Source organism: Pseudomonas sp. THAF187a (assembly GCF_009363395.1).
In the GTDB taxonomy this organism is placed as follows: Bacteria; Pseudomonadota; Gammaproteobacteria; order Pseudomonadales; family Pseudomonadaceae; genus Aquipseudomonas; species Aquipseudomonas khazarica.
On the sequence record NZ_CP045349.1, the window covers coordinates 1,830,896 to 1,845,374 of the forward strand.

Annotated in this window: 16 protein-coding genes; all 16 read left to right on the forward strand. The window is 66.2% G+C overall.

Features of this window, described 5'->3' with window-relative positions; translation table 11 throughout:
- Positions 1 to 14 precede the first annotated feature (14 nt).
- Entirely contained in the window at positions 15 to 1,232 is a 1,218-nt protein-coding gene (xcpS, locus tag FIV02_RS08475; protein WP_037048462.1) for a GspF family T2SS innner membrane protein variant XcpS, read from the forward strand.
- A 42-nt stretch (positions 1,233 to 1,274) separates the two neighbouring features.
- Positions 1,275 to 1,661 (forward strand): type II secretion system major pseudopilin GspG, encoded by a 387-nt coding sequence (gspG, locus tag FIV02_RS08480; RefSeq protein ID WP_051800539.1) that lies wholly within the window; start codon positions 1,275 to 1,277, stop codon positions 1,659 to 1,661.
- Between the two features lie 7 nt (positions 1,662 to 1,668).
- Positions 1,669 to 2,232 (forward strand): type II secretion system minor pseudopilin GspH, encoded by a 564-nt coding sequence (gspH, locus tag FIV02_RS08485; protein ID WP_256663106.1) that lies wholly within the window; start codon positions 1,669 to 1,671, stop codon positions 2,230 to 2,232.
- Complete coding sequence (gene gspI / locus FIV02_RS08490) at positions 2,229 to 2,615, forward strand: type II secretion system minor pseudopilin GspI (protein WP_152488362.1); 387 nt, start codon at positions 2,229 to 2,231, stop codon at positions 2,613 to 2,615. The genes gspH and gspI overlap by 4 nt, the downstream gene beginning before the upstream one ends.
- Positions 2,612 to 3,289, forward strand: coding sequence for a type II secretion system minor pseudopilin GspJ (gene gspJ, locus FIV02_RS08495; protein WP_152488363.1), 678 nt, complete (start codon positions 2,612 to 2,614; stop codon positions 3,287 to 3,289). Before gspI ends, gspJ begins: the two co-directional genes overlap by 4 nt.
- Positions 3,286 to 4,260 carry a type II secretion system minor pseudopilin GspK gene (gspK, locus tag FIV02_RS08500; protein WP_134676198.1) on the forward strand — a complete coding sequence of 325 codons (975 nt, stop codon included), beginning with the start codon at positions 3,286 to 3,288 and terminating at the stop codon, positions 4,258 to 4,260. The genes gspJ and gspK overlap by 4 nt, the downstream gene beginning before the upstream one ends.
- Positions 4,257 to 5,396 (forward strand): type II secretion system protein GspL, encoded by a 1,140-nt coding sequence (gspL, locus tag FIV02_RS08505; RefSeq protein WP_152488364.1) that lies wholly within the window; start codon positions 4,257 to 4,259, stop codon positions 5,394 to 5,396. The genes gspK and gspL overlap by 4 nt, the downstream gene beginning before the upstream one ends.
- Entirely contained in the window at positions 5,393 to 5,914 is a 522-nt protein-coding gene (locus FIV02_RS08510) for a type II secretion system protein M (protein ID WP_152488365.1), read from the forward strand. The genes gspL and FIV02_RS08510 overlap by 4 nt, the downstream gene beginning before the upstream one ends.
- 475 nt (positions 5,915 to 6,389) lie before the next feature.
- A complete protein-coding gene (locus tag FIV02_RS08515; RefSeq protein ID WP_037048446.1) occupies positions 6,390 to 7,163 on the forward strand; it encodes an ABC transporter substrate-binding protein in 774 nt (257 codons plus the stop codon).
- 186 nt (positions 7,164 to 7,349) lie between these two features.
- Positions 7,350 to 8,039, forward strand: a complete 690-nt coding sequence (locus FIV02_RS08520) for an ABC transporter permease (protein WP_037048443.1) — start codon at positions 7,350 to 7,352, stop codon at positions 8,037 to 8,039.
- A gap of 10 nt (positions 8,040 to 8,049) precedes the next feature.
- Positions 8,050 to 8,748 (forward strand): ABC transporter permease, encoded by a 699-nt coding sequence (locus FIV02_RS08525; protein ID WP_047590917.1) that lies wholly within the window; start codon positions 8,050 to 8,052, stop codon positions 8,746 to 8,748.
- Positions 8,749 to 8,776: 28 nt separating this feature from the next.
- Positions 8,777 to 9,541 carry an ABC transporter ATP-binding protein gene (locus tag FIV02_RS08530; RefSeq protein WP_037048436.1) on the forward strand — a complete coding sequence of 255 codons (765 nt, stop codon included), beginning with the start codon at positions 8,777 to 8,779 and terminating at the stop codon, positions 9,539 to 9,541.
- Positions 9,542 to 9,639: 98 nt separating this feature from the next.
- Entirely contained in the window at positions 9,640 to 10,620 is a 981-nt protein-coding gene (argR, locus tag FIV02_RS08535; protein WP_037048434.1) for a transcriptional regulator ArgR, read from the forward strand.
- A gap of 335 nt (positions 10,621 to 10,955) precedes the next feature.
- Positions 10,956 to 12,176 (forward strand): aspartate aminotransferase family protein, encoded by a 1,221-nt coding sequence (locus tag FIV02_RS08540; RefSeq protein ID WP_152488366.1) that lies wholly within the window; start codon positions 10,956 to 10,958, stop codon positions 12,174 to 12,176.
- A 136-nt stretch (positions 12,177 to 12,312) separates the two neighbouring features.
- Positions 12,313 to 13,329 (forward strand): arginine/ornithine succinyltransferase subunit alpha, encoded by a 1,017-nt coding sequence (gene aruF, locus FIV02_RS08545; RefSeq protein ID WP_150608980.1) that lies wholly within the window; start codon positions 12,313 to 12,315, stop codon positions 13,327 to 13,329.
- Positions 13,330 to 13,410: 81 nt separating this feature from the next.
- Positions 13,411 to 14,427, forward strand: a complete 1,017-nt coding sequence (gene astA, locus FIV02_RS08550) for an arginine N-succinyltransferase (protein ID WP_037048419.1) — start codon at positions 13,411 to 13,413, stop codon at positions 14,425 to 14,427.
- Positions 14,428 to 14,479: the final 52 nt, after the last annotated feature.

A 14,479-nucleotide genomic window follows, 5' to 3' on the forward strand; every position in this document is an offset into this window, starting at 1 on the left:
GGAGCGATTTGCCGATGGCCGCCTTTGAATACATCGCCCTGGACGGCAGTGGCCGCCAGCAGAAGGGCGTGCTGGAGGCCGACAGCGCCCGGCAGGTGCGGCAGCTGCTGCGTGAACGCCAGCTGGCGCCGCTCGAGGTCAAGGCCACGCGCAGTCGCGAGCAGGGCGCTGGCCAGGTGCGCCTGGGCTTTGCCCGTGGTCTGTCGGCACGTGACCTGGCATTGGTCACCCGCCAGCTGGCGACGCTGATCCAGGCGGCGCTGCCCATCGAAGAGGCGTTGCGCGCCGCCGCCGCGCAATCCACCCGTTCGCGCATCCAGGGCATGCTGCTGGCGGTGCGCGCGCGGGTGCTGGAGGGGCACAGCCTGGCCGCCAGCCTCAAGGAGTTTCCCGCAGCGTTTCCCGAGCTGTATCGCGCCACGGTGGCCGCTGGCGAGCACGCCGGGCATCTCGGGCCGGTGCTGGAACAGTTGGCGGACTACACCGAGCAGCGCCAGCAGTCGCGGCAGAAGGTGCAACTGGCGCTGCTCTATCCGGTGATCCTGATGTGCGCGTCGTTGCTGATCGTCGGTTTTCTGCTCGGCTACGTGGTGCCGGACGTGGTCAAGGTCTTCGTCGACTCCGGGCAGACCCTGCCGGCACTGACCCGTGGGCTCATCGCCCTGAGTGACTGGGTCAAGGCCTGGGGGCTGCTGGCGGTGGTGGCGCTGGTACTGGCGGTTATCGCCTTGCGTGCCGCGCTGCGTGACGAGGCATTTCGCCTGCGCTGGCATCGTTTCCTGTTGCGCATCCCGCTGCTGGGGGGGCTGGGCCGCGCCACCGATTGCGCACGCTTCGCCTCGACCCTGGCGATCCTCACCCGCAGCGGCGTGCCGCTGGTGGAGGCGCTGGCGATTGCCGGCGAGGTGATCGGCAACCGGGTGATTCGCGCCGAGGTGCTGGTGGCGGCGCAGAAGGTCCGTGAGGGCGGTAGCCTGACCCGTTCGCTGGAGGCGACCGGGCAGTTTCCGCCGATGATGTTGCATATGATCGCCAGCGGCGAGCGCTCCGGGGAGCTGGATCAGATGCTGGCGCGTACGGCGAAGAACCAGGAAAACGACCTCAGCGCGCAGATCGCCCTGCTGGTCGGGTTGTTCGAGCCGTTCATGCTGGTCTTCATGGGGGCAGTGGTGCTGGTGATCGTGCTGGCCATCCTGTTGCCGATTCTTTCTTTGAACCAAATGGTGGGATAGCAGGTGAGAAAATCTCAGGCGGGCTTCACGCTCATCGAAATCATGGTGGTGGTGGTCATCCTCGGCATCCTGGCGGCGCTGGTCGTGCCGCAGGTGATGAGCCGGCCGGACCAGGCCAAGGTCACTGCCGCGCAGAACGACATCCGCGCCATCGGTGCCGCACTGGACATGTACAAGCTGGACAATCACAACTACCCCAGCACCCAGCAGGGTGTGGAGGCGCTGGTGAGCAAGCCGAGCGGCAACCCGCCGGCGAAGAACTGGAACAAGGACGGCTACCTCAAGCGTCTGCCCGTCGATCCCTGGGGCAATCCCTATCAGTACCTGGCGCCCGGCACCAAGGGGGCCTTCGATCTCTATTCGTTCGGCGCCGATGGCAAGCAGGGCGGCAGTGAGCTGAACGCCGATATCGGTAACTGGGACCTCTGAGCTGCCGATGCTGGCCTTCACCTGTTGGCGCCCTCGCACGCGCAGCGCACAGGCGCTCGTGGCGCATGGCCAGCGCGGGTTCACCCTGATCGAGCTGCTGGTGGTGCTGGTGATTCTCGGCAGCCTGATCGGCCTCGCGGTGTTCAGCACGGGCATCGCCGGTCCGGCGCGTGAACTGCGTGGCGAGGCCGAGCGCCTCAGTGGATTGATCGGCGTGCTGCTCGACGAGGCGGTGCTGGATAACCGCGAGTATGGCCTGAGCTTTACCCGCGAAGGTTACCGTGTGCTGCGCTACGACTCGCAACGCGCCGAATGGCAGGCGCTGGACCGCCAGGCCCATCGTCTGCCGGAGTGGGCCGAGCTGACGCTCGAACTGGAGGGCGAAGAGCCTACGCTGCCGGGCGAGGCGGATGCGGCGGCGCCGCAGTTGCTGATTCTGTCCAGTGGCGAGCTGACCCCGTTCCGCCTGCGTCTCGCTGAACGACGCCGTGATGGCCTGCGTATGCAGCTCTCCAGCGACGGTTTCACGCTGCCGCGTGTCGAGGAACTGGGCGCGGGGCGTGCCGGATGAAATCGGCACGAGGCTTCACCCTGCTCGAGGTGCTGGTGGCCCTGGCCATCTTCGCCCTGGTCGCCGCCAGCGTGCTGACCGCCAGTGCGCGCAGCGTGCGCACCGCCAGCCAGCTGGAGGACAAGACCCTGGCCATGTGGGTGGCCGACAACCGTATGACGGAGTTGCAACTGGCCGAAACACCGCCCGCCGACGGCCGAGATCAGGGCCAGGTGGAGTTCGCCGGGCGCCGCTGGTCGTGGCAAAGCGAGATCGAGGCCACCAGCGAGCCGGCCATGCGCCGCGTGACGCTGTGGGTCGCGGTCGATGAGCGCGGCGCCCGGAGTGATCTGCGCGAGCGGGCCGTGGTCAGCTTCAGCGGTTTTCTCGGGGTGCCGCGATGAGGTACGGGCAGCGCGGTTTCACCCTGCTGGAGCTGCTGATCGCCATCGCCATCTTTGCGCTGCTGGGGCTGGCGACCTACCGCATGCTCGACAGCGTGCTCAGTGCCGATGCCGTGACCCGTGAACACGAGCGTCAGCTCCGTGAGCTGACGCGGGCGTTGTCGGCGTTCGAGCGTGACCTGCGGCAGGTCACGGTGCGGCCGATTCGAGATGCCTTTGGCGACCCGCAGCCGGCACTGCACAGCGACCTGGCCGATGCCACGGCGCTGGAGCTGAGCCGTGCCGGCTGGCGCAATCCACTGGGCCAGCCGCGTGCCGAAGTGCAGCGGGTGCGCTGGCAACTGAGTGGCGAGCAATGGCAGCGTCGCTACTGGCGGGTGCTCGACCGCGCCCAGGACAGCGCGCCACAGGTGCAGCAGGCGCTCGACGGCGTCGAGTCGCTGAGCCTGCGCTACCTGGACAAGGACGGCCAGTGGCAGCCTGACTGGCCGCCGGCCAATGCCACTGGCGATGCGTCGTTCACCGAGCTGCCGCGTGCGCTGGAGCTGCGCCTGCAGCACCGGCGCTATGGCGAGTTGCGGCGTCTGTTGCGCCTGCCGGATCTGCCGGCGCAGGGGCAGCCGGCGCCGCCGCAGGGGGAGCAAGGCGAGCAGGGCGAGGAGCCGCAGTCATGAGGCGCCAGCAGGGTGTCGCGCTGATCACTGTGCTGCTGGTGGTGGCCGTGGTCACGGTGGTCTGCGCCGGGTTGATCGCCCGTCAGCAGCTGTCGATCCGCAGCAGCGCCAATCAGCTGCACGTGACCCAGGCCTGGCACTACGCGCTGGGTGGCGAGACCCTGGCCAAGGCGATGCTCGAACGGGATCTGCGCCAGGGTGATCCGCGGCAACCGGTGGACCACCTGCTGGAACCCTGGGCCAGGCCATTGCCGCCCTTTCCGCTGGATGAGGGCGGGGAGCTGCGTGTGCGCATCGTCGACCCCAGCGGCCGCTTCAATCTCAACAATCTGGTGAGCCAGGGCCGGCCCAACGAGCTGGCGGTCATGCGCTTGCGCCGTCTGTTGCTGCGCCTGGACATCGGCAAGCCTTACGCCGAGCGCTTGCTCGACTGGCTGGATCGCGACAGCGAGACGCTGGGTGGTAACGGCGCCGAGGATGCTCAGTACCTCCTGGCTGCACCGCCTTATCGCAGCGCCAATCGCGAGATCAGTGACGTTTCCGAGTTGCGCCTGTTGCTGGAGATGGACGAGGCCGACTATCGCCGCCTGCTGCCCTTCGTCAGTGCGCTGCCCAGCGGCACGTTGCTCAACGTCAACACCGCCAGCGCCATGGTGCTTTCTACCCTGTCCGATGGCCTCAGCCCGGATGCGGCGCTGTCGCTGATCGCGGCGCGGGGCTCGGAGGGCTACGCCAGCCCGGCTGCCTTCGCTGCCCAGCCTGCGCTTGCCGGGCTGGGGGAGCAGGTGGCGCAGGGCCTGGCGGTCGGCAGCCAGTATTTCGAGGTGTTCAGCGAGGTCAGCCTGGGCGAGCGCAGGGTGGTCTTGCGCAGCCTGCTGCAGCGCGGCAATGATGGCCAGGTTCGTGTCCTGGCGCGTGATCTGGGGCAGGGCGGCATGCCGCCGGAGCCCGTTGAGGAAGAGCAAGAATGAAGCCGTTATGGATTTTTCTGCCGCCCGAGGCCTGCCAGGGAGTCTCGCCGGAATTGCCGGTGCAGTGGGTCGCGCCAGGCGAGAGCCGGACGCTGAGCCTGGCCGATGCCTTGTCGGACCTGCCGGCGCACTGGCAGCTGGTGCTGCCGGTGGAGGCGGTGACCGCCTGCGCCGTGCAATTGCCCACGCAGAAGGCGCGCTGGGTACGCCAGGCACTGCCGTTCGCGGTGGAGGAGCTGCTCGCCGAGGATGTCGAATCGATGCATCTGGCGCTGGGCGAGCAACTGGCCGATGGTCGTCATCGCGTCTATGCGCTGCGTGCAGACTGGCTGCGTGACTGCCTGGCGCTGTTCGCCGCGCAACCGCCGCAGGCGATCCGCATGGATGCCGACATGCTGCCGCATCAGGGCAGCCAGCTGCTGTGGCTGCAGTCGCGCTGGGTGCTGGGGGGCGAGGCACCCTGGCGGCTGGCAGTGCAGGCCGCCGACTGGTCTGCGCTGGCCGAGTCGTGCCCGCAGCCGCGAATGGTCAGGGTGGCGGCCGAGCAGTCAGCGCCCGAGCCGCACGATGAGCAGCACCCGCTCGAGGATGCGCACCTGTGGCTGGTCGAGCAGGGCGGCGGTATCGACCTGGCACAGGGGGCGTTCGCGCTGCGTCAGGGTAATGACGGCTGGCAGCGCTGGCGCCCGCTGGCGGCCGTGCTGGCGCTCTGTGTGCTGTTGCAATGGGGGTTCAATCTGGCGCAAGGCTGGTACCTGCAGCGTGAGGCTGATGCCTACGCGGCCTCCAGTGAGGCGCTGTATCGCGAACTGTTTCCGCAGGACAGCAAGCTGATCAACCTGAGGGCGCAGCTGGATCAGCACCTGGCGCAGTCGTCGACCGCAGGCAGCGCGCTGCTCGGTCTGCTTGGCGAGGTGTCTGCCGCGCTGTACGCCGAGGGAGAACCGCAGGTGCAGGTCAATCAGCTCGATTACAGCGCGGTGCGTGGCGACCTGTCACTGCAATTGCAGGCGCCCGGCTTCGCCGAACTGGAAGGGCTGCGCGAGCGCCTGCAGCAGGCCGGTCTGTCGGTGCAGATGGGCTCGGCCAGTCGTGAGGCGCAGGGCGTCAGCGCACGTGTGGTGATCGGAGGATGAGCGGCATGGCGATGAGCGAGAAGTTGCAGCAGCATTGGCAGCGTTCACCCCTGGCGCAGCGCTGGCAGGTGCTGCCGTCGCGTGATCGCCTGGCGTTGCTGGCGCTGGGCCTGTTCCTGTTGCTGGTGCTGTTCTACCTGGCGTTGTGGCAGCCCGCGCAGCGCCATGCGCAGGCGGCGCGTGCCGCGTTCGAGGAGCAGCGGGCGTTGTATGCCTACCTGCAGAGCCGCGCGCCACAGCTGCGCGGGCGGGACCCGCAACCGCGCGCGAGCCTCGACCCGGAGCGCCTGCAGGGCCTGGTCACGGCAACGGCTGCGGAGCAGGGCGTGGTGATCGAGCGCCTGGATGCCGAGGGCTACGGCGCCGTGCAGGTCAACCTGCAACCGGTGGCCTTTGCCCAGCTGCTGCGCTGGATCGAGACACTGGAGGGGCAGGGCGTGCGCGTGGAGGAGGCCGGGCTGGACCGCGCCGAGGAGAATCGCGTGATGGCGCGGCTGAGCTTGCGTGCCGGCGAGTGACGGTGGCGCGGGTTCGCTTGCGCGTGCCGGCAGGGCTTGATGGCGCAGCGGGCACGCCCGCTGTCCCGACAGGTAACATCGCGCACCCGATTGGGCGCATAGGAAACGCCGATGCGCCGATAAGGTGCCGTCGCGGGCGTGCGGGAAAACTGCGCGGCGTCTCCAGTGCCCATGCTGTGGGCGTTTGATGCTTTCTGGCCTGAGTCTTGCTGAGATTATCCGTTTACCCTTTTCTGCTTGATCACTCCTTTTGCGAGCTGTCAATATCTGCCCTCGGCGCTTCCTGTGCTTCTGTAATTACTTGTCGCATTAAGGAAATATCGCCTCATTGGCTGCCGCTAGAATGCCGCTCACCCAGCCAAGGCCCTTTCGTCGCTCGTCCTACACGGATGACGCTGCACCGCCTTCTACAATCCTTACAAGGCCCGGGCCCCTCACTGCCATCGATGCCATACCCAATTCGAAGGAGCAAAGAATGAAGAAGATCGCACTGCTCGGCGCCCTGGCGCTGTCCCTGATGTCGCCTCTGGCCATGGCCGAGAAACCGCTGCGCATCGGTATCGAAGCGGCTTACCCTCCCTTCGCATTCAAGACTCCCGATGGCCAGATCTCCGGCTTCGACTACGACATCGGCAACGCCCTGTGCGAAGAGATGAAGGTCGAGTGCAAGTGGATCGAGCAGGAGTTCGATGGCCTGATCCCGGCCCTCAAGGTCCGCAAGTTCGACGCCGTGCTGTCGTCCATGTCGATCACCGAAGACCGGAAGAAATCCGTCGATTTCACCGGCAAGTACTATGCAACGCCGGCCAAGCTGGCGATGAAGGCCGGCACCGAGGTCAAGGACCCGCTGGTCGACCTGAAAGGCAAGAAGGTCGGCGTTCAGCGTTCGTCCGTCTACGACCGTTACGCCACCGACCTGTTCGCTCCGGCGGGCATCGAGGTCGTGCGTTACAGCTCGCAGAACGAAATCTTCCTGGACATGCAGTCCGGTCGTCTGGATGCCACCCTGGCCGACTCGGTGAACATCGATGACGGCTTCCTCAAGACCGACGCCGGCAAGGGCTTCGCCTTCACCGGCCCGGACTTCACCGACGTGAAATACTTCGGCGAAGGCCAGGGCATCGCCGTGCGCAAGGGCGACAAGGCGCTGGCCGACAAGATCAGTGCTGCCATCCTGGCCATTCGCGCCAATGGCAAGTACAAGGCCGTGCAGGACAAGTACTTCGACTTCGACGTTTACGGCGAGTAAGCGATCGCAGATGGACAAAGTGGCACTAACCTTCCCGGAGGTTGTGCCACTTTTTTCTTGGTTCATCCTGTAGCGACCGGCTGGCGGCTCGCCCGCGCTGGCGCTCAGGCGTTGTCGGTCGCTCGGGCGACATGAATTTCCTTTGTGCTAGATGGCGCCATCGTGGTGCCTGAGAGGTATTGGCGCATGCTTCAAGGCTACGGCTCGACCATTCTCGAGGGTGCCTGGCTTACCGTGTCGCTGGCGTTGCTGTCGATGGCGGTCGCCATCGCGCTCGGCCTGCTCGGTGCGGCCTTCCGTCTGTCGCCGGTGAGGTGGCTGGCGCTGATGGGCGAGACCTACGCCACGGTGATCCGTGGGATTCCCGAGCTGGTGCTGATCCTGCTGATCTTCTTCGGCGGCCAGGACCTGGTCAACCGCATCGCCCCGCTGCTGGGCTATGAGGACTACATCGACATCAATCCCTTCGTGGCGGGTGTCGGCACCCTGGGCTTCATCTATGGCGCCTACCTGTCGGAGACCTTCCGCGGTGCCTTCATGGCCATCCCCAAGGGGCAGGGCGAGGCGGGCATGGCCTATGGCATGAGCCCGCTGCGGGTGTTCTTCCGCATCCTCGTGCCGCAGATGATCCGCCTGGCGATTCCCGGCCTGACCAACAACTGGCTGGTGCTGGTCAAGGCCACTGCGTTGATCTCCCTGGTCGGTCTGCAGGACATGATGGCCCGCGCCAAGAGCGCCGGTGACGCGACCCGCGAGCCGTTCACCTACATCCTCCTGGCGGCGGCGGTGTACCTGGTGATCACGAGCGTGTCGCTGCTGGTATTGCGCTATCTCGAGCGCCGCTATTCGGTCGGCGTCAAAGCCGCCGAGATCTGAGGGAGTCACCATGCTTTTCGATTACAACGTGGTACTCGACAGCCTGCCGCTGTACTTCGGTGGCGTGCTGGTGACCCTCAAGCTGTTGCTCATCGCCCTGGCCGTGGGCCTGCTGCTGGCGGTGCCGCTGGCGGTGATGCGGGTGTCCAAGCAGGCGCTGGTCAACTTCCCGGCCTGGCTCTACACCTACGTGATCCGTGGCACGCCGATGCTGGTGCAGCTGTACCTGCTGTACTACGGCCTGGCCCAGTTCGAGGCCGTGCGCGAGAGTTTCATGTGGCCCTACCTGTCCAGCGCCACCTTCTGTGCCTGCCTGGCATTCGCCATCAACACCAGTGCCTACACGGCCGAGATCCTGGCGGGCAGCCTCAAGGCCACGCCGCACGGCGAGATCGAGGCGGCCAAGGCCATGGGTATGTCGCGCGGCAAGCTGTATCGGCGCATCCTGCTGCCGTCGGCATTGCGACGGGCGCTGCCGCAGTACAGCAATGAAGTGATCATGATGCTGCACACCACCAGCCTGGCCTCGGTGGTGACCCTCATCGACATCACCGGCGCTGCCAAGACCGTCAGCTCGCAGTACTACCTGCCGTTCGAGGCCTACATCACCGCCGGCCTGTTCTACCTGGTGCTGACCTTCATCCTCGTGCGCCTGTTCAAGCTGGCCGAGCGCCGCTGGCTGGCCTACATGGCCCCGCGCAAGGGCTGATGCCATGACGATTCAAGAGAACCCGAACATGTACAAACTCGAAGTTCAGGACCTGCACAAGCGCTACGGCAGCCATGAGGTGATCAAGGGCGTGTCGATGTCGGCCAAGGCGGGCGACGTGATCAGCATCATCGGCTCCAGTGGTTCGGGCAAGAGCACCTTCCTGCGCTGCCTCAACCTGCTGGAGCAGCCGCACGCCGGCAAGATCCTGCTCAACGGCGAAGAGCTGAAGCTGGTGCCGGCCAAGGACGGTTCGCTGCGCGCCGCCGATGCCAGGCAGTTGCAGCGCATGCGCTCGCGCCTGGCCATGGTGTTCCAGCATTTCAACCTGTGGTCGCACATGAGTGCCCTGGAGAATGTGATGGAGGCGCCGGTGCACGTGCTCGGCGTGAGCAAGGCCGAGGCCCGCGACAAGGCTGAGCACTACCTGGCCAAGGTTGGCGTGGCCCATCGCAAGGATGCCTATCCGGCGCACATGTCCGGCGGCGAGCAGCAGCGCGTGGCCATCGCCCGTGCCCTGGCCATGGAGCCGGAGGTGATGCTGTTCGACGAACCGACCTCGGCGCTCGATCCGGAGCTGGTCGGCGAGGTACTCAAGGTGATGCAGGACCTGGCGACCGAAGGTCGCACCATGGTGGTGGTGACCCACGAGATGGGCTTCGCCCGTGAGGTGTCGAACCAGCTGGTATTCCTGCACAAGGGCCTGGTGGAAGAGCGCGGCTGTCCGAAGGATGTGCTGGTCAATCCACAATCCGAGCGTCTCAAGCAGTTCCTTTCCGGTAGCCTCAAATAATAAGCAGCTAGACTTTGCCCTTTTAGGGTGCGCTCGAGACCGCTGCCGGTTTTTGCAGACGCCCTGAACTGGTGCAAGGCAAACCTGAACATAGACCCATGACCCCCCATCGAATCGGCTTTCTCTACTGGCCCGGCACCAAGGCCCTGACCCTGTCCCTGGCCGAGGAAGCCTTGCGTGTCGCCCAGCGCGTCCACCCGGAAGTGGTGTACGAGCTGGTTTTCCTCCAGGCCGAACCACTGGTCGCGGGTGACTGGCGCCTGCCGGGCGAGCCCTGGGCCGGGCATCTGGATGGCCTGGACAAGCTGTTTCTGCTGGCCGATACGCCGCCGGCCCAGGTCTCTGCCGGCCTGGCCGCTGCGCTCAAGCAGCAGGTGCGTGGAGGCTGCGTGATCGGCGGCCTGTCCGCTGGGGTCTATCCGCTGGCCCAGCTGGGTCTGCTCGACGGCTACCGTGCGGCGGTGCACTGGCGCTGGCAGGACGATTTCTCCGAACGTTTCCCCAAAGTCATCGCCACCAGTCACCTGTTCGACTGGGACCGTGACCGGCTCACCGCGTGTGGCGGCCTGGCGGTGCTCGACCTGCTGCTGGCGGTGCTGGCGCGCGACCACGGCGCCGAACTGGCCGGTGCGGTGAGCGAGGAGCTGGTGGTCGAGCGCATCCGTGAAGGGGGCGAGCGCCAGCGCATTCCGCTGCAGAATCGCCTCGGCTCCAGCCATCCGAAGCTGACCCAGGCCGTGCTGCTGATGGAGGCCAATATCGAGGAGCCGCTGACCACCGACGAGATCGCCCAGCATGTCTGCGTCTCGCGCCGGCAGCTGGAGCGTATCTTCAAGCAGTACCTCAATCGCGTGCCCAGTCAGTACTACCTGGAACTGCGCCTGAACAAGGCGCGCCAGCTGCTGATGCAGACCAGCAAGTCGATCATCCAGATCGGCCTGTCCTGCGGCTTCTCCTCGGGGCCGCATTTCTCCAGCGCCTACCGCAACTTCTTCGGCGCCACGCCGCGTGACGATCGCAATCAGCGCCGCAGCAACAGCCCCTTCGAGCTGACCTCCACCCCGGTCGAGCGTGGCTGACACGGGCGCTCGCCCGGAGGCATCCGGGCGATCTCCAGCGCGCTTGCCGGGTGCTCAGTGGCCACGCCGGCGATGATTTCGATACCGGCCGGTCAGCCTGCGGAGATTTTTTCCGGCCACGTGCTCCGGGCGACGATCTGCGATTAAACTGCGCCTTTCCGATGCTTTCTGTCGCTTGGGCGACAACCCGCGGAAAACCCGGGGTGGCGCTGTAAGAAGTTGTCGCATGGCGGCAATGCCGCCCCCGTTTCAGTCCCTACAATCCTTGCATTCCCTGTCGTTTCGGGCGCTTTGTCGCCGGTCTGCGACTGGTACTTCTCATCAGGAGAGCTTTGATGTCCGTTCAGCACGATGCGGTGCAACGCGCCGATTTCGACCAGTTCATGGTTCCCAACTACGCCCCTGCCGCCTTCGTGCCCGTGCGTGGTCTGGGTTCGCGAGTCTGGGATCAGAGCGGGCGAGAGCTGATCGACTTCGCCGGCGGCATCGCGGTCAACGTGCTGGGTCATTGCCACCCGGCGCTGGTCGCGGCTCTGACCGAACAGGCCAATACCCTGTGGCACATCTCCAACGTGTTCACCAATGAGCCGGCGCTGCGCCTGGGCAAGAAGCTGGTCGAGGCGACCTTCGCCGAGCGCGTGTTCTTCTGCAACTCCGGCGCCGAGGCCAACGAGGCCGCGTTCAAGCTGGCCCGGCGTGTCGCCCATGACCGTTTCGGTCCGGAGAAGCACGAGATCATCGCTGCTATCAACAGCTTCCACGGGCGGACGCTGTTCACCGTCAGCGTGGGCGGCCAGCCGAAGTATTCCGATGGTTTCGGGCCGAAGATCCAGGGCATCACCCATGTCCCCTACAACGATCTGGACGCCCTGAAGGCGGCCATTTCCGACAAGACCTGCGCCGTGGTGCTGGAACCCGTGCAGGGCGAGGGCGGCGTGCTGCCGGCGGACAAGGCCTATCTGGAGGGCGCCCGCGCGCTGTGCAACGCACACGACGCGCTGCTGGTCTTCGATGAAGTGCAGAGCGGCATGGGCCGTACCGGCGAGCTGTTCGCCTACATGAACTACGGCGTGGTGCCGGACATCCTGTCCAGCGCCAAGAGCCTGGGCGGTGGTTTCCCCATCGCGGCGATGCTCACCACCACCGACCTGGCCAAGCACTTCGTTCCCGGCACCCATGGCACCACCTATGGCGGCAACCCGCTGGCCTGTGCGGTCGGCGAGGCCGTGCTGGATATCGTCAATACCCGCCAGACCCTGGACGGCGTGCAGGCCAAGAGCGAACAGTTCAAGGTCCGCCTCGAGGCGCTGGGCAAGCAGTACGGCCTGTTCGAGCAGGTACGTGGCATGGGCCTGCTGCTCGGTTGCGTGCTCAACGATGCCTGGAAGGGCAAGGCCAAGCAGGTGCTCGACGCCGCCACGGCCGAAGGCCTGATGATTCTGCAGGCCGGGCCGGATGTGGTGCGTTTCGCCCCGAGCCTGGTGGTCGACGATGCCGACATCGAGGAAGGCCTGGCGCGTTTCGAACGAGCGCTGAGCAAACTGCCGGCGGCCTGAGTGTTTGCGGGCTGATACCGGGAGGGGGGCTGGTCGCGACAGCGGCTGGCCAGGACCCTCCCGTTTCATCGCCGATCCGTCGGGCAGGTCGTCGGCCTGCCTGTCGCAACGATTCTGTGTTTAGAAGGAGTGACCCATGCTGGTGATGCGCCCTGCGCAAATGGCGGACCTGGCGGATGTGCAGCGACTGGCTGCTGACAGTCCGGTGGGGGTCACTTCGTTGCCGGACGACGCAGGCCGGCTGGGCGACAAGATCGCCGCCTCGGAGGCGTCCTTCGCCGCCGAGGTCAGCTTCAACGGTGAAGAAAGCTATTTCTTCGTGCTCGAAGACAGCGCGAGCGGTCGCCTGGTCGGCTGCTCCGGCATCGTCGCGTCGGCCGGCTATTCCGAACCCTTCTACAGCTTTCGCAATGAAACCTTCGTGCACAACTCGCGCGAGCTGAAGATTCACAACAAGATCCACGTGCTGTCGCTCTGTCACGACCTGACCGGCAACAGCCTGCTCACCAGCTTCTACGTCGAGCGGCCGCTGGTCGGCAGCGCCTTCGCCGAACTCAATTCGCGCGGTCGCCTGCTGTTCATGGCCGGCCACCCGGAGCGCTTCGCCGACGCGGTGGTGGTGGAGATCGTCGGCCACAGCGACGAGGGCGGTGATTCGCCGTTCTGGGATGCGGTCGGGCGCAACTTCTTCGACATGACCTACGCCGAGGCCGAGCGCCTGTGCGGGCTGAAAAGCCGCACCTTCCTCGCCGAACTGATGCCGCATTACCCCATCTACGTGCCGCTGCTCTCGGACGAGGCGCAGGAGGCGATGGGCCAGGTGCATCCGCGTGCGCAGATCACCTTCGACATCCTCATGCGTGAAGGCTTCGAGACGGACCACTACATCGACATCTTCGACGGTGGTCCGACCCTGCACGCGCGCACCTCGGGCATTCGCAGCATCGCGCAGAGCCGCCTGGTGCCGGTGAAGATCGGTGAGGCCGAGGGCGGCGGGCGCCAGTACCTGGTGAGCAACGGCCAGCTGCAGGATTTCCGCGCCATCGTCGCCGATCTCGACTGGGTGCCCGGCAAGCCCGTGCTGCTCAGTGCGGAGGCGGCCGAGGCGCTGGGCGTCGGTGAAGGTGCCAGCGTCAGGTTGGTCGCGGTTTAACAGGCCCTGCTCCGGTAGCAGAGGGCGCCCTTCGGGGCGGGTGAGGGTGCCGTCGGCACTCTCGAGGAATCTGGAGGATTTATGATCGTTCGTCCCGTGCGCAGTGCCGACTTGCCGGCCCTGATCGACCTGGCTCGCAGTACCGGCGCTGGCCTGACCACGCTGCCGGCCAACGAGGCGCGCCTGGCGCACCGGGTCGGCTGGGCGGAGAAGGCCTTTCGCGGTGAGGCCGAACGGGCCGATGCCGACTACCTGTTCGTGCTCGAGGACGATGCCGGCAAGGTGGTGGGCATCTCGGCGGTCGCCGGCGCCGTGGGCCTGCGCGAGCCCTGGTACAACTACCGTGTGGGCCTGACCGTCAGCGCCTCGCAGGAGCTGAACATCCATCGCCAGGTGCCGACCCTGTTCATGGCCAACGACCTGACCGGCAACTCCGAGCTGTGCTCGCTTTTCCTGCATGCCGGTTACCGCACTGGCCTCAACGGTCGCCTGCTGTCGAAGGCGCGCTTTCTGTTCATCGCCGAATTCCGCGAGCTGTTCGGCGACAAGGTGATCGCCGAGATGCGCGGTGTGTCCGACGAGCGTGGGCGTTCGCCGTTCTGGGAAAGCCTGGGCCGGCACTTCTTCAAGATGGAGTTCTCCCAGGCGGACTATCTCACCGGTGTCGGCAACAAGGCCTTCATCGCCGAGCTGATGCCCAAGTTCCCGCTCTATGCCTGCTTCCTCTCCGAGGACGCGCGCGGGGTGATCGGTCGCGTGCACCCGGACACCGAGCCGGCACTGGCCATGCTCAAGGCCGAGGGTTTCAGCTACCAGGGCTACGTCGACATCTTCGATGCCGGGCCGGCCATCGAGGCGGAAACCGCGAAGATTCGCGCCGTACGCGACAGTCAGAACCTGGTGCTGGCCATCGGTACGCCGGGGGACGACGCCGAACCCTTCCTGGTGCACAACCGCAAGCGCCAGGACTGCCGCATCACCGCCGCGCCGGCACGCCTGGCGGCCGGTACCCTGGTGGTCGATCCGCTGACGGCCAAGCGTCTGCGCCTGTCGGCGGGCGATCAGGTGCGCGCCGTGCCGCTGGCGGCGCACGGCTGAGATTTCTGTTTTGCGCGGTGGCTCTCGACGGCCGCCGCTGAATGCTGGGAGT